This window comes from Bradyrhizobium sp. P3_C3, assembly GCF_056402655.1.
This window is the reverse complement of the sequence record NZ_JBFUGY010000005.1, coordinates 188437-213493: the sequence shown is the minus strand read 5'-3', so window position 1 is coordinate 213493 and position 25057 is coordinate 188437. Positions and strand designations below refer to the sequence as shown.

18 protein-coding genes and 1 pseudogene are annotated in these 25057 nt (G+C 64.4%); 6 read left to right on the top strand and 13 right to left on the bottom strand.

All coding sequences use genetic code 11. The features are described from left to right. Positions 1 to 60 precede the first annotated feature (60 nt). The 3 genes and pseudogenes from AC1DW2_RS08515 to ispH form a co-directional block, all read right to left on the bottom strand. Positions 61 to 306 (bottom strand): annotated as a pseudogene (locus tag AC1DW2_RS08515) (ROK family protein); the annotation flags it as partial. Between the two features lie 68 nt (positions 307 to 374). Further along, complete coding sequence (gene hpnH, locus AC1DW2_RS08510) at positions 375 to 1535, bottom strand: adenosyl-hopene transferase HpnH (RefSeq protein ID WP_477005710.1); 1161 nt, start codon at positions 1533 to 1535, stop codon at positions 375 to 377. Between the two features lie 35 nt (positions 1536 to 1570). Beyond that, the gene (gene ispH / locus AC1DW2_RS08505; protein ID WP_063984631.1) at positions 1571 to 2497 is read right to left on the bottom strand and encodes a 4-hydroxy-3-methylbut-2-enyl diphosphate reductase; all 927 of its coding nucleotides are present in this window, start codon (positions 2495 to 2497) and stop codon (positions 1571 to 1573) included. A 462-nt stretch (positions 2498 to 2959) separates the two neighbouring features. Between ispH and hpnN the strand changes: the two genes are divergently transcribed. Further along, positions 2960 to 5548, top strand: a complete 2589-nt coding sequence (gene hpnN, locus AC1DW2_RS08500; RefSeq protein ID WP_063984630.1) for a hopanoid transporter HpnN — start codon at positions 2960 to 2962, stop codon at positions 5546 to 5548. Here the strand turns inward: hpnN and AC1DW2_RS08495 are convergent. Beyond that, complete coding sequence (locus tag AC1DW2_RS08495) at positions 5516 to 6196, bottom strand: DUF2147 domain-containing protein (RefSeq protein WP_477005709.1); 681 nt, start codon at positions 6194 to 6196, stop codon at positions 5516 to 5518. The genes hpnN and AC1DW2_RS08495 overlap by 33 nt on opposite strands. A gap of 141 nt (positions 6197 to 6337) precedes the next feature. Here AC1DW2_RS08495 and hpnO point away from each other — a divergent pair, with 141 nt between their 5' ends. Further along, positions 6338 to 7729: an aminobacteriohopanetriol synthase HpnO gene (gene hpnO / locus AC1DW2_RS08490; protein WP_028146959.1), complete on the top strand. Its 1392-nt coding sequence runs from the start codon at positions 6338 to 6340 to the stop codon at positions 7727 to 7729. Between the two features lie 113 nt (positions 7730 to 7842). Here the strand turns inward: hpnO and AC1DW2_RS08485 are convergent, their stop codons facing one another. The 6 genes from AC1DW2_RS08485 to AC1DW2_RS08460 all read right to left on the bottom strand — a co-directional run bounded on the left by AC1DW2_RS08485 (position 7843) and on the right by AC1DW2_RS08460 (position 13326). After that, on the bottom strand, positions 7843 to 8610 hold the full coding sequence (locus tag AC1DW2_RS08485) for an anti-sigma factor family protein (RefSeq protein ID WP_063984628.1): 768 nt from the start codon (positions 8608 to 8610) through the stop codon (positions 7843 to 7845). Continuing rightward, complete coding sequence (locus AC1DW2_RS08480) at positions 8607 to 9155, bottom strand: sigma-70 family RNA polymerase sigma factor (protein WP_028146963.1); 549 nt, start codon at positions 9153 to 9155, stop codon at positions 8607 to 8609. Before AC1DW2_RS08480 ends, AC1DW2_RS08485 begins: the two co-directional genes overlap by 4 nt. A gap of 142 nt (positions 9156 to 9297) precedes the next feature. Further along, on the bottom strand, positions 9298 to 9621 hold the full coding sequence (locus tag AC1DW2_RS08475; RefSeq protein WP_028146964.1) for a cupredoxin domain-containing protein: 324 nt from the start codon (positions 9619 to 9621) through the stop codon (positions 9298 to 9300). A gap of 39 nt (positions 9622 to 9660) precedes the next feature. Beyond that, positions 9661 to 10602 carry a metallophosphoesterase family protein gene (locus tag AC1DW2_RS08470; protein ID WP_085403881.1) on the bottom strand — a complete coding sequence of 314 codons (942 nt, stop codon included), beginning with the start codon at positions 10600 to 10602 and terminating at the stop codon, positions 9661 to 9663. Positions 10603 to 10812: 210 nt separating this feature from the next. After that, complete coding sequence (locus AC1DW2_RS08465) at positions 10813 to 11694, bottom strand: alpha/beta fold hydrolase (RefSeq protein ID WP_477005708.1); 882 nt, start codon at positions 11692 to 11694, stop codon at positions 10813 to 10815. Positions 11695 to 11706: 12 nt separating this feature from the next. Beyond that, positions 11707 to 13326, bottom strand: coding sequence for a GMC family oxidoreductase (locus AC1DW2_RS08460; RefSeq protein WP_208085720.1), 1620 nt, complete (start codon positions 13324 to 13326; stop codon positions 11707 to 11709). 211 nt (positions 13327 to 13537) lie between these two features. Between AC1DW2_RS08460 and AC1DW2_RS08455 the strand changes: the two genes are divergently transcribed. Further along, positions 13538 to 14710 (top strand): M20 aminoacylase family protein, encoded by a 1173-nt coding sequence (locus AC1DW2_RS08455; protein WP_085403878.1) that lies wholly within the window; start codon positions 13538 to 13540, stop codon positions 14708 to 14710. Between the two features lie 76 nt (positions 14711 to 14786). On the opposite strand, the gene AC1DW2_RS08450 is transcribed toward AC1DW2_RS08455, so the two are convergent. The 3 genes from AC1DW2_RS08450 to AC1DW2_RS08440 form a co-directional block, all read right to left on the bottom strand. Next, on the bottom strand, positions 14787 to 16415 hold the full coding sequence (locus AC1DW2_RS08450; RefSeq protein WP_477005707.1) for an inorganic phosphate transporter: 1629 nt from the start codon (positions 16413 to 16415) through the stop codon (positions 14787 to 14789). A gap of 108 nt (positions 16416 to 16523) precedes the next feature. Beyond that, a complete protein-coding gene (locus AC1DW2_RS08445) occupies positions 16524 to 17966 on the bottom strand; it encodes a UdgX family uracil-DNA binding protein (RefSeq protein ID WP_477005706.1) in 1443 nt (480 codons plus the stop codon). After that, the gene (locus tag AC1DW2_RS08440; protein WP_477005705.1) at positions 17966 to 19201 is read right to left on the bottom strand and encodes a putative DNA modification/repair radical SAM protein; all 1236 of its coding nucleotides are present in this window, start codon (positions 19199 to 19201) and stop codon (positions 17966 to 17968) included. The genes AC1DW2_RS08445 and AC1DW2_RS08440 overlap by 1 nt, the downstream gene beginning before the upstream one ends. Positions 19202 to 19364: 163 nt before the next feature. Between AC1DW2_RS08440 and AC1DW2_RS08435 the strand changes: the two genes are divergently transcribed. Genes AC1DW2_RS08435 through AC1DW2_RS08425 form a run of 3 tightly spaced genes read left to right on the top strand, consistent with a single transcriptional unit; the run spans position 19365 to position 25007 of the window. Then, entirely contained in the window at positions 19365 to 20147 is a 783-nt protein-coding gene (locus AC1DW2_RS08435; RefSeq protein WP_477005704.1) for an ImuA family protein, read from the top strand. Beyond that, positions 20050 to 21636 (top strand): Y-family DNA polymerase, encoded by a 1587-nt coding sequence (locus AC1DW2_RS08430; RefSeq protein WP_477005703.1) that lies wholly within the window; start codon positions 20050 to 20052, stop codon positions 21634 to 21636. Before AC1DW2_RS08435 ends, AC1DW2_RS08430 begins: the two co-directional genes overlap by 98 nt. Next, positions 21633 to 25007: an error-prone DNA polymerase gene (locus AC1DW2_RS08425; RefSeq protein ID WP_477005702.1), complete on the top strand. Its 3375-nt coding sequence runs from the start codon at positions 21633 to 21635 to the stop codon at positions 25005 to 25007. The genes AC1DW2_RS08430 and AC1DW2_RS08425 overlap by 4 nt, the downstream gene beginning before the upstream one ends. Positions 25008 to 25057: the final 50 nt, after the last annotated feature.

The following is a 25057-nucleotide window of genomic DNA, read 5'->3' as shown; positions in this document are numbered from 1 at the left end:
CGATAAAGCAAAGGGCCCGGTCGCTGTTGGCGACCGGGCCCTTTGCGTTTTGGTGCCTGCTCACTCGGTCGCTTCCATGCGGTTTCTGTCCACGACCCACAGCGTCCGTCGCATCATGCCTCCGACAATTGCCGCCGACTCGCTTGGACGCAGATAGATCGCCGTGGACTTGAGCAGCCATGGCAACACCGGTTGCTCAAGTCGCTCCTCATAGGCGCGGCGCATCATGTCGAATGCCTGCAGGCCGGGTCCCGCAAGGATCACATGGTGTGGGCGCAGCACGGATATCGTTGCCTCGGGGCGTTCGCGCCGAAGATGAAAAGGCCCGGTCGCGGTGGCGACCGGGCCTTTTTCGTTCGTACCGACTTGCGTGCTTAGGCGGCGGTCGAAGCCTTGCGGGCTGCCTTCTCCTGCGCCGCGGCCGCCTCGTCCTTGCGGATCTCCGACAGGCGCTTCTGCACTTCCGCCGAGAAGATGTACTGCGCCGGACGCTGCTTGGTCATGTCGATCTCGGGCGCCATCGGGCCCGTGGTCCTGACGCCGCGCAGCGACACCCACATCGCCTTCAGCGGGTGGCTGATGGCAGCGGTCGCAGCCGTCGGCTCGTAGCCGCAATGGGCCATACAGTCGGCGCACTTCTCGTACTTGCCGGTGCCGTAGGTCTCCCAGTCGGTGGTGTCCATCAGCTCCTTGAAGGTTTTTGCGTAGCCTTCACCGAGCAGATAGCAGGGCTTCTGCCAGCCGAAGATGTTGCGCGCGGGCATGCCCCACGGCGTGCACTCGTATTCCTGGTTGCCGGCGAGGAAGTCCAGGAACAGGCCGGAATGCATGAAGTTCCACTTCTTGCCCTTGCCCATCGCGAAGACGTCGCGGAACAGCTTCTTGGTCTTGGTGCGGTTGAGGAAGTGCTCCTGGTCCGGCGCACGCTCATACGCATAGCCCGGCGACATCGAGACGCCGACACCGAGCTCGACGGTGAGGTCGAGGAATTTCGCGATCTCCTCGGCCGGATGGCCGTCGAAGATGGTGGCGTTGACGTTGACGGTGAAGCCGCGCGCCTTGGCCGCCTTGATCGCGGAGACGGCGCGGTCGAACACGCCCTTCTGCGACACAGCCTTGTCGTGATGGTCCTTCAGGCCGTCGAGATGCACGGAGAAGAACAGGTACGGGGAGGGCGTGAACAGGTCGAGCTTCTTCTCGAGCAGCAGCGCGTTGGTGCAGAGCGAGACGAACTTCTTGCGTTCGACCAGGCCACGCACGATCTCGCCGATCTCCTTGTGGATCAGCGGCTCGCCGCCGGGAATGGCGACCATCGGCGCGCCGCACTCGTCGGCCGCGTCCCAGCACTCCTGGGCGGTCATGCGGCGGTTGAGGATCGCATCCGGATAATCGATCTTGCCGCAGCCGACGCAGGCGAGGTTGCAGCGGAACAGCGGCTCCAGCATCAGCACGAGCGGATAGCGCTTGCGGCCAAGCAGTTTCTGCTTGAGCAAATAGCCGCCGATACGCATTTCCTTGAAGAAGGGGATAGCCATTACAAGTTTCTTTCTGGGCTAGGAATTCGGGTGGGTCAGCTCGCAGCCAGTTCGGCCGGAAGCCGGAATTCGATGTTTTCCTCGCGGCCCGGCAGCACCGAGACCTTGACTGGTCCGATCCGCCGCATCGCTTCGATCACGTCATCCACGAGTACCTCAGGCGCCGAAGCGCCGGCCGTGACGCCGACGGTCTTGGCATCTTTCAACCACTCCGGATTGAGCGCGCTGCCGTCGGCAATCAAATAACTCGCGACGCCGGCCTCAGTGCCGATTTCGCGGAGCCGGTTCGAGTTCGAGCTATTGGCAGCGCCCACCACCAAGATCACGTCGACCAGCTTGCTCAAGTCCCTTACCGCAGATTGGCGGTTCTGTGTCGCATAGCAGATATCCCGGATATCCGGGCCTTGAATATCTGTAAAGCGGGCCTGGAGGGCCGCAATAATGTCCTTGGTGTCGTCGACCGACAGGGTGGTCTGGGTGATGTAGGCCACTGGCGTATCCGCCTGCAGCGTCAAGGCCTTAACCTCTTCAACGCTTTGGACAAGCAGCACCGGGGCGGGAACCTGGCCCATCGTGCCCTCGACCTCGGGGTGGCCGGCATGGCCGATCAGGATCAGGGTGCGGCCCCTGGAGATGTAGCGTTTCCCCTGATTGTGAACTTTCGTGACCAGGGGGCAGGTGGCATTGAGCACCGGAAGGTCGCGCGCGGCAGCCTCTTCCTCGACGCTGCGGGCGACGCCATGGGCACTGAAAACGGTCACGGCTTTCGGCGGAACCTCGGACAGTTCCTCGACGAAGATCGCGCCCTTGTTCTTCAGGCTCTCGACCACGTACTTGTTGTGCACGATCTCGTGGCGCACGTAGACGGGCGGGCCGTACTTCTCCAGCGCCCGTTCCACGATCTCGATCGCACGCACCACGCCCGCGCAAAAGCCGCGCGGCTGCGCTAGATAAACTTCCATAGGACGCCCATCACGCAATTTGCACCAATCCGCTTCTCAAGTCCCCGGCGGCACTTCGATACTGTCCAATGAGTTGCAATAACCGCACCATTGGTTTCGCGCACGCGGTAACCGCCCACCCTACCTGGGCCCCGGCGCATGGAGGCACAGCACTTTGTGTCAAAAAATCGGCAAAAAGGAAAGACCGGATGAAACCCTGGTTCCGTTACCGTGCGCATCCGCGGTATTATAATAGGGCATGCGCTCTGAGCAAAATGGCGACATTTGTGCTCACCGCTTCGCCACTTTCCCGCCTCAAGTCACCGGCTATACCGACCGCCCCGCATGATTTTGCCTAGGTCTGTCGCCGTTTACCTCGAACCTTCGTGCGGCGAGAACCACTCAAAACAGCAATAGGTTTCGCCGGGGAACTCCGATAAACAGCGGGCGTTTCCGGCAAGCTGTTAACCGCAGAAAGAAAAGATGCTGCAAAGCGTAGTCGTTGCCATCGTCAGGGCCTGCACCCGGTTTGCCTCCCTCGTCGTCGTTCTCGGGCTCCTGCTTTCGGTCGGGGCGGGCTATTACACGTCTAAACATTTCGCCATCAACACCGACATCAATTCGCTGATTGCCCAGAATTTGGACTGGCGCCAGCGCGACCAGCAATTCGACCGTGCCTTCGACCGCGACGCGACGATTCTCGCGGTCGTCGAGGCCAGGACGCCGGAGATGGCGACCGCGGCAGCGGATGCGCTCTTCGCCAAGCTGAAGGACAACAAGACCGACTTCCAGTCGATGCAGCAGCTCGGCACCGGCGAGTTCTTTGAGAAGAACGGCTTGCTGTTCCTGCCGACCGAAGAGGTCGGCAAGATCACCAGCCAGTTCGAATCCGCAGCGCCCCTGGTCGAGATCATGGCCGGTGATCCCTCGATCCGCGGCCTGACCGGCGCGCTGGAGACGGGACTTGCCGGCGTCAAGCGCGGCCAGGTCAAGCTCGACAATACCGCGCGGCCCTTCAATCAGATCGCGCAAACGGTCGAGACCGTGCTCAACAAGGGCAAAGCGAGCTTCTCCTGGCGTGAGCTCGTCAGCGACGAGCCGCTGACGGATTCCGATAAGCGCGCCTTCATCGAGTTCAAGCCGATCCTGGACTACAACGCGCTGGAGCCCGGCAAGGGCGCCACCGACGCGATCCGCAAGGCGGCAGTTGATCTGGATTTTGCGAACAAGTACCAGGCACGAGTGCGACTGACCGGTCCGGTCCCGATCGCCAACGAGGAATACGCCACCGTCCAGGAAGGCGCCGTCGTCAACGGCGTCGGGACTGTGCTGGTCGTGCTGCTCATCCTGTGGATGGCGCTGCACTCGTCGAAGATCATTTTCGCGGTGTTCGTCAATCTCTTCGTCGGCCTTGCGCTGACGACCGCTGCCGGCCTGATGATGGTCGGCTCGTTCAATTTGCTGTCGATCGCGTTCGCCGTGCTGTTCGTGGGACTGGGCGTCGATTTTGGTATCCAGTACAGCGTCCGCTACCGCTCGGAGCGCTACAAGCACAACGATCTCTCCGGCGCGCTGGTGCTTGCCGCCAAGCGCTCCGCGGTGCCGCTGTCGCTGGCGGCAATGGCGACCGCCGCCGGCTTCCTCTGTTTCCTACCCACCGATTACAAGGGCATCTCCGAGCTCGGCCAGATCGCCGGCGTCGGCATGCTGGTGGCGTTCCTCTCCAGCATCACCGTACTGCCCGCAATGCTGAAGCTGTTGAACCCGCCCGGTGAGCAGGAGCCCGTCGGTTATGCCTTCCTGGCGCCGCTCGATTACTTTCTGGAGAAGCACCGTGTGCTGGTCGTGGGCGGCACGTTGCTGCTGGCGCTCGCCGGCCTGCCGCTGCTCTACTTCCTGAAGTTCGACTTCAACCCGATGAACCTGCGTAACCCGAAGGCCGAGTCGATCGCGACCTTCCTCGATTTGCGCAAGGATCCGAACACCGGCGCCAATGCCATCAACGTGATGACCACGTCCGAGGAGCAGGCGAGGCAGGTCGAGGCGAAGCTGGAGAAGGTGCCGGAGGTGCTGCGCGTGATGTCGCTCGACAGCTTCGTGCCGACCGACCAGGCGCCAAAGCTGAAGCTGCTCGCGCAGGGCGCCAAGGTGCTCAACCCCGCGCTCAATCCTGACCAGGTCGACGCTGCGCCAACGGACAAGGAAAACGTCGAGGCGTTGAAATCCTCGGTCGACAATCTGCGCCGGACCGCCGGTGACACGAAGGGCCCGGGTGCCGTCGCCTCGCGCCGGCTGGCGGACGCGCTCGAAAAGCTCGCCAATGGCGACGAGGCCACGCGGAACAAGGCGCAGGACGTGTTCGTCACGCCGCTGAAGATCGCGTTCGGCCAGCTCAGGAACGCGATGCAGGCCGGGCCGGTCACCCTGGCCTCACTGCCCCCCGAGCTCGTCAGCGCCTGGAAGAGCAAGGACGGGATCATCCGCGTCGAGGCGCAGCCGAAGGGCGATCCCAACGACAACGACACGCTGCGCAAGTTTGCAGCCGCCGTGCTCGCTGCCGAGCCGACCGCGATCGGCGGGCCGGTCTCGATCCTGAAATCCGGTGACACCGTGGTGAAGGCGTTCATCCACGCCGGCATCTACGCGCTGCTGGTGATCGGCCTGTTGCTTTGGATCACGCTGCGGCGGTTCGTCGACGTGCTGATGACGCTGGTGCCGCTGCTGGTCGCCGGCGCGGTGACGCTCGAAATCTGCGTGTTGATCGGCCTGCCGCTCAACTTCGCCAACATCGTCGCGTTCCCGCTGCTGCTCGGCGTCGGCGTCGCCTTCAAGATCTATTATGTCGTGGCCTGGCGCTCGGGCAGGACAAACCTGCTCCAGACCAGCCTGACGCGCGCGATCTTTTTCAGCGCGCTGACGACGGCGACCGCGTTCGGCAGCCTGTGGCTGTCGAGCCACCCCGGAACGTCCAGCATGGGCAAGCTGCTCGCACTCTCGCTGGTGACGACGCTTGCCGCAGTGCTGCTGTTCCAGCCGGCCCTAATGGGCAAACCCCGCAATCTCAGGGAGTAGGCAGATGTCGCCGACCGGGTCGGCGGCGTTCTTCTGACCGGGCTTGGCGGTGGTGGTGGCGGTCTTCTGGGCTGCGGGGGCAGGGGCCGGCGCTGTGGCGCTGGCGCCGGTCGTGCCGCCTGTTGTCGGGCCGCCTGTGGTGCCGCCGTTGTTGCCTTGGGCTTTCGGCGCCGCGCCGGTGGGCTTCGGCGCGCCCTTGGCCATGGCGTTGGCGGTGCTCAAAGGAATCGGCGGGGCGACGCGGGTCCAGGTCTCGCCGCCGCAGAGGAAGCCCATCACGCAGCCCTTGATTTCGAGCTGGTCGGTGCCGACGGTCGTGATGGTTGCGCTGTAGAGCTGGCCGTCCTTGGCGTTGTAGACCTGCCCTTCCCACTGATCGACGCCGGGCTTCTTCTTCATGTCGATCAGGGTCGCCATGCCCAGCGTCGGCCTGGTCTTTTTCGACGGATCCGGATTGTATTCATCGCGGCCGCCGGGCTGTTTTTCCCAGGAAACCGCGCCCCACATGCTGCCATTGCATTGGGCGACACGAATGTTGGCGACGGCGTCGGCGACCCGCCAGTCGCCGGTGGGATCGGCGGCGAGCGCGGGTGTCAGGCAGGTGTAACCACCAGCCAGTATTAGTCCGGTGTAAAGGGCTAAACGCATGATAGTTCCTTGGCAGTGCAACATGGTTTAAAGCTGTGCTTGCGAAGATGGTCCGAAAAAGGGCAAAAGGCCGCACAGACCGTTTTCGGTAACGGTCCCTTTTCAGTTGACGAGCCGGCCCTCAAGCGAAGTATGTAGCGGATGCACAGCCCAAATCCAGACATGTCTCAGCTATTCGCGGACCGTCAGGCCCAGCGCAGCACCCTGCATAATCGGTATCTGAACGAACAGTTCGTTCGGGTTCTCAAGACCATCGGCTACGATGTCGGCTTCCAGAAGGGGCAGGGGCAGTACCTCTACGATCGCGAGGGGGCGCGCTATCTCGACCTGTTGTCCGGCTTTGGCGTGTTCGCGATCGGGCGCAATCACCCTGTCATGCGCGAGGCGCTCAAGAGCGTGCTCGATGCCGACCTGCCCAATCTGGTCCAGTTCGACGTCTCGGTGCTCGCCGGCGTGCTCGCCGAGCGGCTGCTGAAATACGTCCCCTATCTCGACAAGGCGTTCTTCGCCAATTCCGGCGCCGAATGCGTCGAAGCCGCGATCAAGTTCGCGCGCGGCGCCACCGGCCGTCCCGGCATCGTCTACTGCGCCCACGGCTATCATGGCCTGACCTACGGCGCGCTGTCGCTGACGGGTGATTCGAACTTCCGCACCGGCTTCGAGCCGCTGCTGCCCGGCTGCACCTCGATTCCGTTCAACGACCTCGCCGCGCTCGAAAAGGCGCTGGCTTCACGCGAGGTCGCGGCCTTCGTCGTCGAGCCGATCCAGGGCAAGGGCGTCAACATGCCCACCGACGAGTTCCTGCCGGGCGCTGCCGCGCTCTGCAAGAAATACGGCACGCTGTTCGTCGCCGACGAGATTCAGACCGGCATGGGCCGCACCGGCCGATTCCTGGCGGTCGAGCACTGGAACGTCGAGCCCGACATGGTGCTGCTGTCGAAGTCGCTGTCCGGCGGCCACGTGCCGGTCGGCGCCGTGCTGACGCGCAAGAGCATCTTCGACAAGATCTTCAACCAGATGGACCGCGCGGTGGTGCACGGCTCCACCTTCTCCAAGAACGATCTGGCGATGGCCGCGGGCATCGCGACGCTCGACGTCATGGAATCCGAGAAGCTGATCGAGTCCGCCGCCAAGCGCGGCGCCGAGCTGCGCCTCGCGCTGACGCGCATGGTGCCTGGCTACGAGCTGATGAAGGAAGTGCGCGGCAAGGGCCTGATGATCGGCGTCGAGTTCGGCCCGCCGAAGTCGCTGCGGCTGCGGGCGTCCTGGAACGTGCTGGAAGCTGCCAACAAGGGCCTGTTCTGCCAGCTCATCACCGTGCCGCTGTTCAAGGACCACAAGATCCTCACGCAAGTCGCCGGTCACGGCAGCCACACCATCAAGCTGCTGCCGCCGCTCACCATCACCGAGGAAGATTGCGGCTGGATCGAGCGCGCCTTTGACGACGTCATCGCCGGCAGCCACAAGGTCCCCGGCGCGATCTGGTCGCTCGGCAAGACGCTGGTGGACAACGCGGTGCGGCGGTCGGCGTAAATTCGCCGATCTATCTCAGCGGTCGTCATTGCGAGCGAAGCGAAGCAATCCAATATCCCTCTGCGGATGCGGGCTGGGTTGCTTCGCTCCGCACGCTATGACGGTGGTGCCAGCTACCCCTCTACATTCGCCTTCATCGCCGCCTCGAACTTGTCGACGAACTCGGCGAGCTCGTCGGCGCCGATATCGCTGACGGCCCAGAAGTTCAGGCCGCGATTGCCCCAGCGGCGGCAGTTGAAGCCCTGCATGGTCTCGGTCTTCGGCGCGCGATATTCCGCGTTCGATGTCTGCGACACGAACAAATTGATCACGTGCTGCCGGCGCTTGTAGACGACCGCGCCGATGGCGCGTGCGTCGATATAGTCGAGCCGGCCGCCGACCAGCGTGAAGCCTTGCGCGGTGAGATCGATCACGGGCGGGGCGACGTCGAGCTTGCCGTTGAACCACGGCTTCACGGTGTGCTGGTCGGTGGAGACCACGTCGATGAGATGGCCGGCCTGAAGCGAGCGCAGATGCGCGGAGACGACCTCCGAAAGGATGCGCTGCTGGTCGTCCTGGCGCAGCACCACGGCGACGACGCCGGAGGCGGCGAGCGCGGACACGGCAGAGCCCATCGCAAAGCCGCGCAGCACGGAGCGGCGGGTCGGTTGCCGGCGCTGCGGCTGTGGCAGCGAGGCTTCGATCCGGGCGCGCAGGCTAGCCGGCGCGGCATAGCGCAAATCGGTGTCGGCGAGCACGCGCTGCATCTCGCGTTGTGCGGCAAACTCCGCGGCGCAGTCCGGGCAACTGGCAATGTGGGCTTCGACCTCGCGCGCGTGGCCGGCATCGAGCTCGTTGTCGAGCAGCGCGTGAAGCAGGATTTTTGCTTCGTCGCAGGTCATCTCGAGTGCTCCTCTTCCGCCGTCCAGGCCGCGCGCAGCATGGCGCGGGCGCGGGCGAGGCGGGACATCACGGTGCCGACGGGGGCGCCGACGGCCTCGGCGATTTCACGATAGGACAGGTTGTTGATCTCCCGCAGCACGAATGTTTCCTTGAACGGTTCGGCGAGCGCGTCGATCAGCTTGCGGATGGCGCCGGCATCGCGGCTGCGCAGCACTTCGGTCTCGGGGCTCGCCTCGCTCTCCTGCCAGATCGGCGTCTGCTCGGCGGCGCCGGGCGTGTCCTCGATCGCGCTGGGCCTGTGCGCGCGCCGAGCATACTCTGCGTTGCAGACGTTGCGCAGGATCGCGAACAGCCAGGGCTTCATCGCCGGCCCGCGATAGCTGTCAAAGTGCTTCAGCGCGCGCAGATAGCACTCCTGCACCGCGTCCTCGGCATCAGAGGCATCGCGCAGCAGATAGCGCGCGAGCGTGTAGACGTCGTCGAGATAGGGCAGCGCGGCTTCACGGAAGCGCTGCGCCTTCTGCAAATCGTCGTTGGCGGGCATCGCTCCTCGCTTTGCCTCTTGTTCTGCGCGTCGCGTTGTTTCGTCCCTGTTTGTTTCGTCCCCGTGTGTGACGGAAGGCACACGAGCCCGGCCGGCGTGGGACCACCGGCCGGGCAAGACGTTGATGCCTTGGTTTGAGACGTTACTCAACCTTGATCATCCCCGTCATGTGCGGGTGCAACGAACAAAAATATTTGTAGTCGCCCGCATTGGTGAAGGTGAACGAGAACTTGTCGTCGGTGTCCAGGGCCTTGGACCTGAACTTGCCGGCCGACACCACGGTGTGGGGGATGTCGTCCCGGTTGGTCCAGGTCACGGTGGTGCCGAGCTTGATCTTCAACTCGGCCGGCTGGAAAACGAAATTGTCGATATGCACTTCCATGTCGTCGGCACGGGCCGTCGTTGCGGGCAACAGGATGGCCGCGACGACGGCGACACCGAAGTCGCGGCGATTGAGTGTTTTCATTGTCAGCTTCCGTTCAGCCTTTTTCCGTTCAATCTTGGATCAACCCTGCAGTGGCGTGTCGATGATCGCGAGCCGCTGCTCGTTCTGCTTGAAGTTGATGCTGGCGACGCCGAGCATGCCGCGCAGCTTTGCGTCCTCGACCTTCATCGGTCCGGGCGAGGGCGCGGTCCCCGGCGCGGGCTGCGGGAACGCAGTCGAGCGCGCGGTGTGGAAAGTGACGTTGCCCTCGACCTTCTGCATCACCTGATGGATATGGCCGTTCAGCACGGTGACGGAGCCGAAGCCCTTCACGTATTCGAGCGCGCGACCGCCGTCCTCGGTGCCCCAGCCCCATTCGGGATAGACCGTCCAGAGCGGGATATGCGCGAACAGCACGATCGGTGTCGATTTCGACTTGCCGCGCAGATCGTCCTCGAGCCAGGCGAGTTGCTCGGCGCCGAGATTGCCGAGACCGCCGCCCTTGAGGTCGACGACGTTGACGAGGCCGATGAAGTGTACGCCGCCGGCGTCGAACGAATACCAGCCTGCACCCTTGGTGCCGCGGCCGTAACGCTCGCGATAGAATTTCACCTCCTCGTCGAGAAAGTCATGCTCGCCAGGCACGTAGTGCACGTCGAGCTTGCTCTGCGAGATGATGCGGTCGGCATTGTCGAACTCGGCGGCCTTCGACAGATGCGTGATATCGCCGGTGTGGATCATGAAGGAGGGTTTTGCCGGCATTGCGTTGATCTTGTTGATGGCCTCCTCCAGCGTGCCGAGCGCGTTGGGGTTCGCCGGCTTGTCGAACCCGACATGGCTGTCGCTGATCTGGAGGAAGGTCATGCCGGGCGCGGCTGCCGTGGCGGCCTGCGCGGAATCGATGATGCCGAGCGAGCGCGGCACGCCGCCCGTGATGGTCCAGAGCACCCCGGTGCCGGCCCAGGTCATGCATTCCAGCACCTTGCGGCGGCTGACGCCGTCCCCGTGATCGTGTCCGCTCATCGCACGTCTCCACTTCGCCCGGAATTGGGCTTCGGGGAGTTGATTGGGGGAGGGGTGGACTTATTCCCGGATGCGATGACGTTTTCGTGAGGTGGGGGTCTCGTGTCCCGGACGCGATGCAGCGCCCAAGAGCGGGTTCACGCGCGTCTTCGACGCGTTATGGCTCTGCGCAGCAGCGTTGCACGCTGCAGCGCGTCCGGGGCGCGAGACTTATTTCGCGAATTCCCGCACGGCGGCTACCACGCGTTCCGGCACTTCCTGCGCCACGCAGTGCCCGGCACCCTCGAAGACCATCGTGCTGACACGCGGAATCAGCGACACGGCGCGTCGCGCCATCTCCTTGTAGATCGGTCCCGACTTCTCGGCAGTGGTGACGCGCACCGGGCAGTCGATCTCGGTGAGCGAGACAAACGGATTGCCGCGGGCATCGCCGACATAGACCTGCTCCATCGCCTCGTAGATCGGACGCAGGATTGCGAATTCGATCTCGGGCGTGCAGCAAAGCCGAACCCGGCCATTCTCGAGCGGCACGAAGCCGTGTTGGACATAGGCCCGGAGCGAGGTCTCGGTCCAATCGGCAAACGCCGGCGCAGCGCGGTAGCGCTCGAACACGGTGTCGGCACTGTCGAATTCGGCCCGCCGGCGCAGCGTGCCCTGGACGCGGGTGAGGGAGTCTTCGTTCAATCCCCCGGGCCGCGCCGCGCGCGGGTCCATCACGGTCGGCTCCATCACGAACAGGCGCGTGAAGCGCCCGGGCCGAAGTTTCGTCGCGAGCAGAAGATCGGTCGCGCCGGCGCTGTGGCCGATGCCGTAGACGTCGCGCAGATCGAGCGCATCGATCACCCGGCAGACATCCTCGGCATAATCAAGAAAATGATAGGCATCGGGCTTGTGGCTCGCGCCGTGGCCGCGGCGGTCGAGCGCGTAAACGGTGTAGGTCGATGCAAGCTCGCGCGCGACCTCGTCCCAGACGTCGGCGACGAAACCGGTGCCGTGCACGAGCAGCGCGGGCGGCCTCCCGCTCTCGCCCCATTGCAGCATCGCGATCTGCGCGTCAGTGGAGCCGATGGAGAAGCGATGTGGATTGATCATGGGGACGGGACGCTACTTCGCGTCCTCCAAAATCATCGTCGCGCCCTTCTCGGCGATCATCGCTGTCGGCGTATTGGTATTGCCTGACGTTATCGTCGGCATGATCGACGCGTCGATAATGCGCAGGCCGCTCAGGCCGTAGAAACGCAGCCGCTCGTCCACCACCGCCATCGGATCATTCGCCGCGCCCATCTTCGCGGTGCCGACGGGATGGAAGATGGTGGTGCCGATGTCGCCGGCGGCCTTGGCGAGAGAGGCATCGTCGTCGCCGACGGTGGGACCGGGCAGATATTCGCTCGGGCGATATTTGGCGAGCGCCTTCTGCTGCATCAGTCGTCGCGTGGTGCGGATGGCGTCGGCGCCGACCTGGCGGTCGTCGTCGGTCGACAGATAGTTCGGCGCAATGATCGGCTTCTCGTCCGGGCTCGCCGAGCGCAGCCGCACCGTGCCGCGCGAGGTCGGCTGCAGATTGCAGGCGCTCACCGTGATCGCGGGGAAGCGGTGCAGGGGATCGCCGAACTTGTCGAGCGACAGCGGCTGCACGTGGAACTGGATGTTGGCGCGGGCGCGCGTCGCGTCTGAGCGGGTGAAGATGCCGAGCTGCGACGGCGCCATGGTCAGCGGACCGCGACGGCGGAAGGCGTAGTCGAGCCCCATCAGGCCACGGCGGAACAAATTGTAGTAGGTCTCGTTCAGCGTGCGCACACCCTCGACCTTGTAGATCGCGCGCTGCTGGAGATGGTCCTGGAGGTTGCGGCCGACGCCGGGCTTGTCCATCACGATGTCGATGCCGAGCGGCGACAGCCAGTCGGCGGGACCAATGCCGGAACGATGCAGCACCTGCACCGAGCCGATCGAGCCCGCCGAGAGGATCACTTCGCGCTTGGCGCGCGCCTCGATAACCTCGCCATTCTGGATGAAGCGCACGCCGACGGCGCGGCCCTGCTCGATGATGAGACGGTCGACCAGCACGTTCTTCTCGAGCCGCAGATTTTGGCGGTTCAGCGCCGGCTTGAGGAAGCCGCGCGCCGACGACCAGCGCCGGCCGCGCTTCTGGTTGACGTGGAAATAGCTGGTGCCTTCGTTGTCGCCGGTGTTGAAATCCGGAATGCGCTTGATGCCCATCTCCTCGGCGGCGTCGCCGACGGCGTCGAGAACGGCCCATGACAGCCGCGGCGCCTCGATGCGCCAGCCGCCGCCGGCGCCGTGATGCTCGCTCGCGCCGAGGAAGTGATCTTCGAGTTTCTTGAACAGCGGCAGCACGTCGTCATAGCCCCAGCCGGTCATGCCGAGCTGGCGCCAGTGGTCGTAATCGGCGGCCTGTCCGCGCATCGAGATCATGGCGTTGATCGCCGAAGAGCCGCCGATCACCTTGCCGCGGGGATAGGCCAGCGAGCGGCCGTTCAGGCCCGGCTCCGCCTCGGTCTTGAACATCCAGTCCGAGCGCGGATTGCCGATCGCGAAGAGATAGCCGACCGGAATGTGGAACCAGATCCAGTTGTCGTCGCCGCCGGCTTCGAGAATGAGGACGCGATTCCCCGATGCGGCCGAGAGGCGGTTGGCGATGATACAGCCGGCGGTGCCGGCTCCGACGACAATGTAGTCAAACTCACCTTCGAGGCGCCTCGGCATTCTGCTTCCACCCAAACAGGCGTCATGCCCGGGCTCGTCCCGGGCATCCACGCGCTTTCCGTCCTAATAGTCAGACGTGGATGGCCAAGACAAGCTGGTGACAAGCCCGGCCATGACGAGAGCACAGGGGGCCCTCGATCCACGGGAGTTAGGTGGACTGGTGCTTGCATGGTAGACAGTCCTGTATTCCCAACAAGGCTTGAGACCCTCCATGCCCATCGTGAACCGCGTCGCCGACCTCCAACCCGATATTCAGGCCTGGCGCCGGGACATCCACCAGCATCCGGAGCTGCTGTACGACGTCCACCGCACCGCAGCATTCGTTGCGGACCGGCTGCGCGAGTTCGGCTGCGACGAGGTTGTGACCGGCCTCGGGCAGACCGGCGTGGTCGGCGTGATCAAGGGCAGCAAGCCGGCCGGCGACGGGCTCAAGGTGATCGGCATGCGCGCCGACATGGACGCGCTGCCCGTCGACGAGCAGACCAACCTGCCTTACGCCTCCAAGACTCCGGGCAAGATGCACGCCTGCGGCCATGACGGCCACACCGCGATGCTGCTCGGTGCGGCCCGCTACCTCGCCGAGACCCGCAACTTCGCCGGTGATGCTGTCGTGATCTTCCAGCCGGCCGAGGAGGGCGGCGCCGGCGGCGCGGCCATGGTCAAGGACGGCCTGATGGAGCGCTTCGGCATCGAGCAGGTCTACGGCATGCACAACGGCCCGGGCATTCCGATCGGCTCGTTCGCGATCCGGCCGGGTCCGATCATGGCGGCGACCGACGAAGTCGACATCATGATCGAGGGGCTCGGCGGCCATGCCGCGCGTCCGCACAAATGCGTCGATTCCGTGCTGGTCGGCGCGCAGGTGATCACCGCGCTGCAGTCGATCGTCGCCCGCAGCGTCGATCCCCTGGAATCGGCCGTGATCTCGATCTGCGAATTCCACGCCGGCAATGCCCGCAACGTCATTCCGCAGACTGCGACGTTGAGGGGCACCATCCGCACGTTGTCGCCGGAGGTGCGCAAGCTGGTCGAGAAGCGCGTGCACGAGGTGGTGGCGGGCGTGGCGCAGATCACCGGCGCCAAGATCGACCTGCACTACAAGCGCAACTACCCTGTCGTGAACAACCACGCTGCGGAGACCGAGGTGGCGCGGCGCATCGCCAGGAACGTTGCCGGCGAGGCCAATGTGCACGAGATGCCGCCGCTGATGGGCGGCGAGGATTTCGCCTACATGCTGGAAGCGCGGCCCGGCGCGTTCATCTTCTGCGGCAACGGCGACAGCGCCGGCCTGCATCACCCCGCCTACAATTTCAACGACGAGGCGATCGTGTTCGGCACGTCCTATTGGGTCAAGCTGGTCGAGGAATCGCTCGCGGCGTCTTAACGCCGACCCCCGAAGCACAAACGAAAAGGGCCCGTGCATCGCACGGGCCCTTTGTCTTTGAGGCGCGTGATCGGCTTCAGAAGATCCGCGAGAAGATCACGTAGAGCGTGGCCGACAGCGCGATCGCGCAGGGCAGCGTCAGCACCCAGGCCATCAGCAGGTTGCGGATGGTCGCCATCTGCAGGCCCGAGCCGTTCGCGGCCATGGTGCCGGCGACACCCGACGACAGCACGTGGGTGGTCGAGACCGGCAGGCCGAACACGTCGGCGGCGCCGATCGTGGCGGCGGCGACCAGCTCGGCGGAGGCGCCCTGTGCGTAGGTGAGATGGGTCTTGCCGATCTTCTCACCGACGGTGACGACGATGCGCTTCCAGCCGACCATGGTGCCGAGGCCGAGCGCGATGGCGACGGCGACCTTCACCCAGGTCGGGATGAACTTCGTGGCGCTATCGAGGCCGCCCTTGTAGGCGTTCAAGGTCGCGACCTCTTCCTTGTTGAGGTCGTTTTCCTTGTCCTTCATCAGGAAGCGGATCGCTTCCGAGGTCAGGTACATGTCGCTACGGGTGTTGCCGACCACTTCCGCCGGTACCTTGTTGAGCGAGCCGTACTTCGCGACCTGGTCGCCGACATCCTTCACCAGCACCGACAGCGAGGGGTAGGTGCCTTCGCTGATGTGGTGCGAGGTGATGTACTGCGTCACCGCAGGACGGGGATCGCCGATGATCGAGTGACCGGCGCCCTTGGCCGCGATCACCTTGGAGGCTGCGTCCGAGACCTTCTGGAACTGGGCGACCTGGCTCTCCGGCAGCGCGCGGTTGAGCGCGTAAGCCGTCGGCACGGTGCCGATCAGGATCAGCATGATGAGGCCCATGCCCTTCTGGCCGTCGTTCGAGCCGTGGGCGAAGCTGACGCCGGTGCAGGTCGCGATCAGCAGGCCGCGGATCCACAGCGGGGGCGCCTTGTTGCCTTCGGGCGCGGCATAGAGCGCCGGGTTGCGCACGATGAACTTGAGCAACAGCAGCAGCACGGCGGCGCAGATGAAGCCGAACAGCGGCGACAGCAGGAGCGCGTAGCCGATCTCGGTGGCCTTGCTCCAGTCGACGCCCGAGGTGCCGTCGCGGCCGCGCATGACGGCATTGGCGATGCCGACGCCGATGATCGAGCCGATCAGCGTGTGGGAGGAGGAGGCGGGCAGGCCGAAATACCAGGTACCGAGGTTCCAGATGATCGCGGCGATCAGCAGTGCGAACACCATGGCGAAGCCGGCGCTGGAGCCGACCTGGAGGATCAGCTCGACCGGCAGCAGCGAGACGATGCCGAACGCGACCGCGCCGGAGGACAGCAGCACGCCGAGGAAGTTGAAGAAGCCCGACCACATCACCGCGAATTCAGCCGGCAGCGAATGGGTGTAGATCACGGTCGCCACCGCGTTGGCGGTGTCGTGGAAGCCGTTGACGAATTCGAAGCCGAGCGCGATCAGCAGCGCGACGAACAGGAGGATGTAGGGCAGGAAGGTCGTCACCTTCGTGCCGGTCGCGTTGACGTCGACATAGATGCTGTAGGCAACGAACAGCAGGCCTGCGGCAAGGATGCCGAAGAACAGGATCATCGTGAGCGGGTTAAAACCCTTGTCGAGATTTGGCCTGGAAGCCGGCTGGACAGGCGTCGGATCGCCTACCGCACGGTCGAATGCAACATCTGTCATTTTTAGACGCCCCCTTAACTAATTTGAAGGGCTATTGTCCGCGATGGATTTGAAGGCTGGATGACAGCTGCGTCGTAAAGTCGCTTTCCCTCCAGTATTTGCCAGTATTTAGGCGGCGCGTGCGGCTTTCTTCTGCAAACCGGCGGCAATCTTCAGGTCTTCGACAAAGCGCTGATATTCCAGCACTTTGGCTTCCGGATCGGGCAGTCGCAGCAGATAGGACGGGTGCACTGTCACCAGCGCCTTGCGCCCGTCGGGCAGGTCTATGAGCCGGCCACGGGTCTTGCCGATCGGGGTGATCTTGCCGAACACGCTTTGCGCGGCGGTGGCGCCCATCGCCACGATGAGCTCGGGCTGGATTGCCGAAACTTCCCGCTCGTACCATTGCCGGCACGCCCGGATCTCCGGCGTCGCCGGCTTCTGGTGCAGACGGATCTTTCCGCGCGGCACGAATTTGAAGTGCTTGACCGCGTTGGTGACGTAGACCTTGTTGCGGTCGACGCCGGCTTCCTGAAGCGCCCGATCGAGCATCTGGCCGGCCGGGCCGACGAACGGATGGCCGGCGAGGTCTTCCTTGTCGCCGGGCTGCTCGCCGACCAGCATGATGGTCGAGTCTTTCGGGCCCTCGCCGAACACGGTCTGCGTCGCGTCCTTGTAGAGCGGGCAGGCGCGGCAATGGGCGGCCTCCTCGCGGAGCGCTTCGAGATCGTCGGCAACCAGCTTGCGTGGCATCGGAGCCTCCGGCCGCCTCTGGGGCTTGTGCGGATCGGTTGCAGCATTGGCGATCATGGCGCCGGTCATGCGCTCGGCGTCCTCGATCAAGGGCTTAATGATCGACGCCTCGGGCAGGTTCCTCCAATATTTCTTCGGCATCTCCGTCTGCATTGCCTTCACCTTCAGCCGCGCCGGATTGAAGATGCTGGCGTAGTAGCGCCGCCAGGTTTCCTCGAGCCGGTCTTCGCCGGGTGCTTCGTTCTTGCTCACGCCCGACGTGAACGAGAGCGCGTGGCCATCCCAATGCGCACACAGATCGGGTGTCAGGATCGACCAGGGCATGTCGGCGAAGCGCTTGGCGAAGAACGGTGCGGCGAGCTCGACGATGTAATGCTCCGGCTCGAACCAGGCGACGTAATGCGCCGCGCGTTCGCGGCCGATCTCGCGGAAGCGCACGAAGGCATGCATCTTGTGCTCGTCGCGATGAACCGCTCGTGCCATCGCCGTGACCTGCGCGACATCGGGATCGGTCACGACCTCGATGAGATCGTGATTGTCTTTCAAGCGCCAGAGCAGGCGATAGAGGATCGCAAAGCGCTCGCCGTCGCGATGCAGGATCGCGGCCTTGGCGAGCTCGACGAATTTTGCCGAGACGTTGAAGGTGCCGTCGTTCACCTCAAGTATCGGAGACGGCGCGGGCGGTGCGAACAACTCGGCTTCGCCGCCTTGTACGGTCCAGGTGACATCGGTCGGCTGCACATGATGCAGCACGAGCGACCGCGCGGCTTTGCGCCAGCCGTCGAAATCGGTTTCGGTGTCGAGGGTGATGTACTGCATCAGAAGCCAAACCCCAGTTGTGTTGCCTTCGGCTTGAACCGTTCGATCAGCCGCGCCTCGTCGAGGCGGTGCGGCGCGGGCCGGTGATCGCTGAGGACGATGAAAGGCAGCGCCTTGTTGCGGGGCACATGCAGCCGCGCGAGATCGGAGAGGCGGATCGTGGTGGTGCGTCGTGTCGCGATGATGCGTTCGACCGCCTTGGTGCCGAAGCCGGGCACGCGCAACAGCTCCTCGCGGCTGGCGCGGTTGACGTCGAGCGGGAAGCGGTCGCGATGGCGCAGCGCCCAGGCGAGCTTCGGATCGATGTCGAGCGACAGCATCGCGCTGTCGTCAACGATCTCCGCAACGTCGAAACCGTAGAACCGCATCAGCCAGTCGGCCTGGTAGAGCCGGTGCTCGCGCAGCAGCGGCGGCTGTACCAGAGGCAAAGCGCGGCTGGCATCGGGGATCGGGCTGAAGGCGGAGTAATAGACGCGCCGCAGCCTGTAGGAGCCGTAGAGATTGGCGCTGGTGTGCAGGATGGTGTGATCGGAGGCCGTGTCGGCGCCGACGATCATCTGCGTGCTTTGCCCGGCCGGTGCAAAACGCTGCGGCCTGGCCTTCGTCTTTGTGCTGCGGTTTTCCTCGGCCTCGTCGAGCTTCAGCCGCAGCCGGCCCATGGTGCGGCGGATCGCGCGCACATCCTTTTCCGGTGCGTATTGCTGCAGGCTCGTCTCCTCAGGCATCTCGATGTTGATGGAGAGGCGATCGGCATATTTGCCGGCTTCCGCGATCAGCGCGTCGTCGGCCTCGGGAATGGTCTTGAGATGGATGTAGCCGCGAAAGTGATGCTCCTCGCGCAGTTTGCGCGCGACGCTGACCACCTGCTCCATGGTGTAGTCGGGGCTGCGGATGATGCCGGAGGAGAGAAACAGGCCCTCGATGTAATTGCGCCGGTAGAAGTCGAGCGTGAGCTTGACCACTTCGTCGATGGTGAAGCGGGCACGCGGCACGTTGGAAGAGGCGCGGTTGACGCAATAAAGGCAGTCGTAGTTGCAGGCGTTGGTCAGGAGCACTTTGAGCAGCGAGATGCAGCGTCCGTCCGGCGCGTAGGAATGGCAGATGCCCAGGCCCGGTGCGGTCGAGCCCATGCCCTTGCCATCGCTGGAATCCCGCTTCTCGGTGCCGCTGGAGGCGCACGACGCGTCGTATTTGGCGGCATCAGCCAGAATCTCCAGCTTGCGTTGTACGTCCATCGTGGAATCCCTTTGATTCAGCTTACGAATCCGGATGAGCACCAATTCGATTGACTCCCCGGCCGCTGTTAGCTTTATATTAGAACATATCATGAACAAATGAGCCAGCCGCAGGTTCTTATTTTTGAGAACCTCGGCAATCACCTCTGAAGGAGCGGCGTATATGAGCGGCGCACGGATGAACGCGCTTGCGACCTTGCGCGGCCAGATCGAGCGCATCGAGACGGCGGAGGTCGTGCATCAGCACGATCGCGTCGCGCTCGGCCACGGCGAGGTCGACAGCGCGCTGAAGGGCGGGCTCGCGCGCGCGGTGATCCACGAGGTGTTTTGCGAGGGCCGGCAGGGAACCGCTGCGACGGGTTTTGTCATGGGGCTTGCGGGGCGTGTCTCGCGGCGCCGGCCGCTGCTGTGGGTGCGGCAGGATTTTTCGGAACTCGAGACCGGCGCGTTGTCGATGAGCGGGCTTGCCGAGATCGGTCTCGATCCGCGCCGCGTGGTGATGGTGCGCGCCGCCGATGTCGAGAGCGCGTTGCGGACCTCGGCCGATGCGCTCGCCTGCGACGCGCTTGGCGCCGTCGTGCTCGAGCTCTGGGGTGAGACGCGGCAATTCGATCTCGTGGCGAGCCGCAAGCTGACGCTGGCCGCGCAAGGCTCCGGTGTCACCGGCCTGATGTTGCGGATGGCCGCGCAGCCGCTGCCCTCGACCGCGGAGACGCGATGGATGCTGCGCGCGGCGCATTCGCCGCCGGGCCCGGCATGGAGTGCCTGGGGCGCGCCGCGCTTCGATGCGGAGCTCTTGCGCAATCGTCATGGCCCGTGCGGCCGGTGGATCATGGAATGGAAATGTGATGAGTGCCAGTTCTCTGAACCGTCGACGTATCCTCAGCCTGTGGCTGCCGCGCCTGCCCATCGATCGGATTCAGCGGTTCTTCGGCGCGCTGGGTAAGACCAATGATCCGAGCATCGTTGTCATCAAGGACAACAATGCGCTGGTGATCCATGCGCTGGACGAAGCCGCCGAGCGCCTCGGCTTGTATATCGGCCAGCCCCTGGCCAATGCGCGGGCGATGTGTCCGGACTTGAAAGTGTTCGACGCCGATGTCGTGGCCGATGCGAAGACGCTCAGCGACGTCGCCGACTGGTGCGACCGCTTCACGCCGCTGGTGGCGCTCGATCCGCCGCACGGGCTGTTTCTGGACATCACCGGCTGCGCGCATCTGTTCGGCGGCGAGGCTGCGTTGTTGCAGACCTTCGTCCGCGCGCTCGCCCGTCAGGGTTTTGCCGTCAGCGCGGCGATCGCCGGCACCTCGGTCTGTGCGCACACGCTGACGCGGCAGGCCTCCGGCACCATCGTCGCCGATGGCGGGGAGGCGGCGGCGATCAGCCGGCTACCGGTATCCGCGCTCGGTGCGGGCGAGGCCATCACCACTGGTCTGCGCCGCGCCGGCCTGAAAACCATCGGCGATGTCGCCTCGCGCGAGCCGCATGAGATCACGGCGCGGTTCGGCGCGCGGTTCTCCACGCTGCTCGCGCATGCGCAGGGGCATGGCGATGCCCCGATCAATCCGCGCAAACCGCTGCCGGATTACATCGTGGAGAAGCGCTTCGCCGAACCGATCGCCACCGACACCATGATCGCGATGACGCTGTCGCGGCTCGCCGATACGCTGATCGCGTCCATGGAGAAGCAGGGCAAGGGCGCGCGGCGGCTGGAAGCCGCCTTCTTTCGTACCGACGGCGTGGTGCGCGCGATCATGGTCGAGACCGGGCGGCCTGTGACGCAAAGCAAAGTCATCGACCGGCTGTTCCGCGAGCGCCTCGATGCGCTCGCCGATCCGCTGGATCCCGGCTTCGGCTTTGACATGGTGCGGCTGTCGGCGAGCCGCACCGAGATCGTGGTGCAGGAGCAGCGCGATCTCGACGCCCATGTCCACGACAATGACGAGCTCGCCGCGCTGATCGACCGCATCGCCGCGCGCATCGGCGGAAAGCGCGTCGTCGTGCATTTGCCTGAGGATACCCATATCCCGGAATGTGCGGTGCTGGCCGCGCCGGCCCAGCACCATCTCGCCGTGGCCATGCAGGCCGAATGGCCGGCGCGCGCCGAGAGCGAGCCGCCGCAGCGCCCCCTGCGGCTGTTCGACAGACCGGAGCCGATCAAGGTGCCGTTCGCGACCGTGCCGGACGGCCCGCCGCATCAGTTCACCTGGCGGCGCGCGCTGCATGCGGTCGTGCGGGTGGAAGGGCCCGAGCGTATCGCGATGGAATGGTGGCGGCAGGACGGCAAGCAATTGACGCGGGATTATTTCCGTATCGAAGATGCCGAAGGCCTGCGCTTCTGGATCTTTCGCGACGGTCTTTACGAAGGAGAGGTGTTCGACGACGAAGGCAAACCCATTCCTCCCAACTGGTATGTGCACGGTCTCTTCGCATGACCACGCCCGCTTATGCCGAGATCGGCATCACCACCAATTTCTCCTTCCTGCGCGGCGGCTCGGATCCGCGCGCCTATGTGCATCAGGCGAGCATCCTCGGCATTCCCGTGATCGGCATTGCCGACCACAACACGCTCGCCGGCGTCGTGCGCGCCTACAAGGAGCTCGACAATGACAAGGTGCTGCACAAGCCGAAATTGCTGATCGGCGCGCGCATCGTCTTCATCGACGGCACGCCCGACATTTTTGTCTATCCGCGCGACCGCGCCGCCTATGGCCGGCTGTGCCAGCTCCTCACCAGGGGCAAGCGCGGCGACGACATCACGCGGATCGAGAAGGGCGAATGCCATCTCACTTTTGCCGACCTTCTCGAGTTTTCCGAGGGCCAGCTCCTGGTCCTGACGCTGCCGCATCGCTTCGAGCCCGAGCAGGCGCTGGATGTTCTCGCCAAGCTCAGGGCGAGCCGCGCCGAGGGCGTGTGGCTGGCGGCGAGCCTGGTCTATCGCGGCGACGACCGCCGCCGCCTGGCGCGGCTCGATGATCTCGCCGCCAAGGCAAACGTGCCGCTGCTCGCGACCAACGAGGTGCTCTATCACGATCCCGGCCGCCGTCCGCTTCAGGACGTGCTCACCTGCATCCGGGAAAAGACCACGATCGAGGCGGTCGGACGGAAGCTCGAAGCCAATGCCGAGCGCTTCCTGAAGACGCCACGCGAAATGTCGCGGCTGTTCCGAGATTTTCCCGAGGCGATCGCGGAGACCATGCGCTTTGCGGGCAAGATCGATTTCACGCTCGACCAGCTCAAATACCAGTATCCGGACGAACCGGTGCCGCGGGGCAAGACCGCGCAAGGGCATCTGGAGGATCTGACCTGGGCCGGCGTCGACAAATATTTCGGCGGCAAGATCGATGACAAGCTGCGCACGACCCTGAAGAAAGAGCTCGCGCTGATCGCCGAGCTGAAATACGCGCACTACTTCCTCACCGTGCACGACATCGTACATTATGCGCGCAGCCAGAACATCCTGTGCCAGGGGCGGGGATCGGCGGCGAACTCAGCGGTCTGCTACGTGCTCGGCATCACCTCGGTCAATCCGACCAGCGTCGATCTCCTGTTCGAGCGCTTCATCTCCAAGGAGCGGCTGGAGCCGCCTGACATCGACGTCGATTTCGAGCATTCGCGGCGCGAGGAGGTGATGCAATATGTCTATCGCCGCTACGGCCGCCACCGCGCCGCGATCATCGCCACCGTGATCCATTACCGTCCACGCAGCGCCATTCGCGACGTCGGCAAGGCGCTGGGCCTGACCGAGGACGTCACCGCCGCGCTCGCCGACACCGTCTGGGGAAGCTGGGGCAAGGGCCTCAACGACATGCAGGTCAGGCAGGCCGGGCTCGATCCCAGCAATCCCATGATCAACCTCGCGGTCGAGCTTGCGACCGAGCTGATCGAATTCCCGCGTCATCTCTCCCAGCATGTCGGCGGCTATGTGCTCACCCAGGACCGGCTCGACACCTATGTGCCGATCGGCAACGCCGCGATGGACGACCGCACCTTCATCGAGTGGGACAAGGACGACGTCGACGCGCTCAACATGATGAAGGTCGACGTGCTCGCGCTGGGCATGCTGACCTGCATCCGGAAATGTTTTGATTTGATCGACCACCACAAGGGCAAGCGCTGGGTTCTGGCGAGTGTCCCTCAGGACGATCCCAAGGTTTACGACATGCTGTGTGCTGGGGAATCCCTCGGCGTGTTCCAGGTCGAGAGCCGCGCCCAGATGAACATGTTGCCGCGGTTGAAGCCGCGGACCTTCTACGACCTTGTCATCGAAGTCGYGATCGTGCGGCCCGGACCGATCCAGGGCGACATGGTGCATCCGTATCTGCGACGACGGAACGGCCAGGAAAAGGTGAGTTATCCCTCGCCATCACCCGAACACGGTCCCGCGGACGAACTCTACAAGGTGCTGCACAAGACGAAAGGCGTGCCCTTGTTCCAGGAGCAAGCCATGCGCATCGCGATCGAGGCGGCAAAATTCACCTCCGAGGAGGCTAACGGCCTGCGCCGCTCGATGGCGACCTTCCGCAATGTCGGCACCATCGGCCAGTACGAGGAGAAGCTGATCGGCAACATGGTCGCGCGCGGCTACGATCCCAACTTCGCCAGAAGCTGCTTTGACCAGATCAAGGGCTTTGGCTCCTACGGTTTTCCAGAGAGCCATGCCGCGAGCTTTGCTCAGCTCGTCTACATCTCGTCATGGCTGAAATATCATCACCCCGATGTGTTCTGTTGCGGCCTGTTGAACTCGCAGCCCATGGGCTTTTACGCGCCCGCGCAGATCGTCGGCGACGCCCGCAAGAATGGCGTCGAGGTGCGCGACATCGACGTGTCCTGCAGTTTTGCGCAGAATACGCTGGAGAATATGGACGACGGATATTGCGCCGTGCGTCTGGGTTTTCGCCAGATCGACGGCTTCCACTGGCTCGATCCGGATGAGGAGGAGCTTAAGAGGCAGCAGGCTGAGCGGCAGGGCAAGGTCTATGTCACTCAGGAAGACTGGGCCGACCGCATTATCAAGGCTCGCGACCGCCAGCGGTTCACCTCGCTCGAAGACTTCGCCCGCGACACCGGCCTGCCCAAGCGTGCGCTGATCCTGCTCGCGGATGCCGACGCCTTCCGCTCGCTCGGCCTCGACCGCCGCGAGGCGCTGTGGCAGGTGCGGCGGCTGCCCGACGACGTGCCGCTGCCGCTGTTCGAGGCCGCGACCGCGCGCGAGCAGCCGGACGAGCATGCAAAACCGTTGCCGGAGATGCCGCTGGCCGAGCAGGTGGTCGCGGACTACCAGACTATCCGGTTATCGCTGAAGGGCCATCCGATGGAGTTTTTGCGCGAGATGTTTTCGCGCGAGCGTGTCGTGGCCTGCAGGGACATCAGCCATGAGAACGAGCGGCGCCGCGTCCGCTGCGCCGGCGTGGTGCTGGTGCGGCAGCGGCCGGGCAGCGCCAGCGGCGTCGTGTTCATGACGCTGGAGGACGAGACCGGCATCGCCAATGTCGTGGTGTGGCCCAAGATCATGGAGCAGTACCGCAAGGAAGTGATGGGCGCACGCCTCATCCTGGTCGAGGGCTATATCCAGAGCAGCCCCGAAAAGGTGACGCATCTCATCGCCCAGCGCATGGTCGACCGCTCGCACGATCTGGTCGGCCTCGCCAACGACGCGCTGAGCCGCAAGCATCCGGTGCCGGCAGGCGCCGACCTGATCGAGCCCCTCAACGACGATCCCCGCGCCCACGCGGATATGCCGGCGCAAAAAATCCGCCACCCCCGCAACGTCCGCATCCTGCCGCCATCGCGGGATTTTCATTGAGGGTGTGACGCAGAATGTCGCCACACCGTCATTGCGAGCGCAGCGAAGCA

Excerpts from the sequence above, each read along its gene's own strand:
- hpnH (WP_477005710.1), bottom strand. The coding sequence starts at position 1,535 with ATGGCTATCCCCTTCTTCAAGGAAATGCGTATCGGCGGCTATTTGCTC.
- ispH (WP_063984631.1), bottom strand. The coding sequence starts at position 2,497 with ATGGAAGTTTATCTAGCGCAGCCGCGCGGCTTTTGCGCGGGCGTGGTG.
- hpnN (WP_063984630.1), top strand. The coding sequence starts at position 2,960 with ATGCTGCAAAGCGTAGTCGTTGCCATCGTCAGGGCCTGCACCCGGTTT.
- AC1DW2_RS08495 (WP_477005709.1), bottom strand. The coding sequence starts at position 6,196 with ATGCGTTTAGCCCTTTACACCGGACTAATACTGGCTGGTGGTTACACC.
- hpnO (WP_028146959.1), top strand. The coding sequence starts at position 6,338 with ATGCACAGCCCAAATCCAGACATGTCTCAGCTATTCGCGGACCGTCAG.
- AC1DW2_RS08485 (WP_063984628.1), bottom strand. The coding sequence starts at position 8,610 with ATGACCTGCGACGAAGCAAAAATCCTGCTTCACGCGCTGCTCGACAAC.
- AC1DW2_RS08480 (WP_028146963.1), bottom strand. The coding sequence starts at position 9,155 with ATGCCCGCCAACGACGATTTGCAGAAGGCGCAGCGCTTCCGTGAAGCC.
- AC1DW2_RS08475 (WP_028146964.1), bottom strand. The coding sequence starts at position 9,621 with ATGAAAACACTCAATCGCCGCGACTTCGGTGTCGCCGTCGTCGCGGCC.
- AC1DW2_RS08470 (WP_085403881.1), bottom strand. The coding sequence starts at position 10,602 with ATGAGCGGACACGATCACGGGGACGGCGTCAGCCGCCGCAAGGTGCTG.
- AC1DW2_RS08465 (WP_477005708.1), bottom strand. The coding sequence starts at position 11,694 with ATGATCAATCCACATCGCTTCTCCATCGGCTCCACTGACGCGCAGATC.
- AC1DW2_RS08460 (WP_208085720.1), bottom strand. The coding sequence starts at position 13,326 with ATGCCGAGGCGCCTCGAAGGTGAGTTTGACTACATTGTCGTCGGAGCC.
- AC1DW2_RS08455 (WP_085403878.1), top strand. The coding sequence starts at position 13,538 with ATGCCCATCGTGAACCGCGTCGCCGACCTCCAACCCGATATTCAGGCC.
- AC1DW2_RS08450 (WP_477005707.1), bottom strand. The coding sequence starts at position 16,415 with ATGACAGATGTTGCATTCGACCGTGCGGTAGGCGATCCGACGCCTGTC.
- AC1DW2_RS08445 (WP_477005706.1), bottom strand. The coding sequence starts at position 17,966 with ATGCAGTACATCACCCTCGACACCGAAACCGATTTCGACGGCTGGCGC.
- AC1DW2_RS08440 (WP_477005705.1), bottom strand. The coding sequence starts at position 19,201 with ATGGACGTACAACGCAAGCTGGAGATTCTGGCTGATGCCGCCAAATAC.
- AC1DW2_RS08435 (WP_477005704.1), top strand. The coding sequence starts at position 19,365 with ATGAGCGGCGCACGGATGAACGCGCTTGCGACCTTGCGCGGCCAGATC.
- AC1DW2_RS08430 (WP_477005703.1), top strand. The coding sequence starts at position 20,050 with ATGAGTGCCAGTTCTCTGAACCGTCGACGTATCCTCAGCCTGTGGCTG.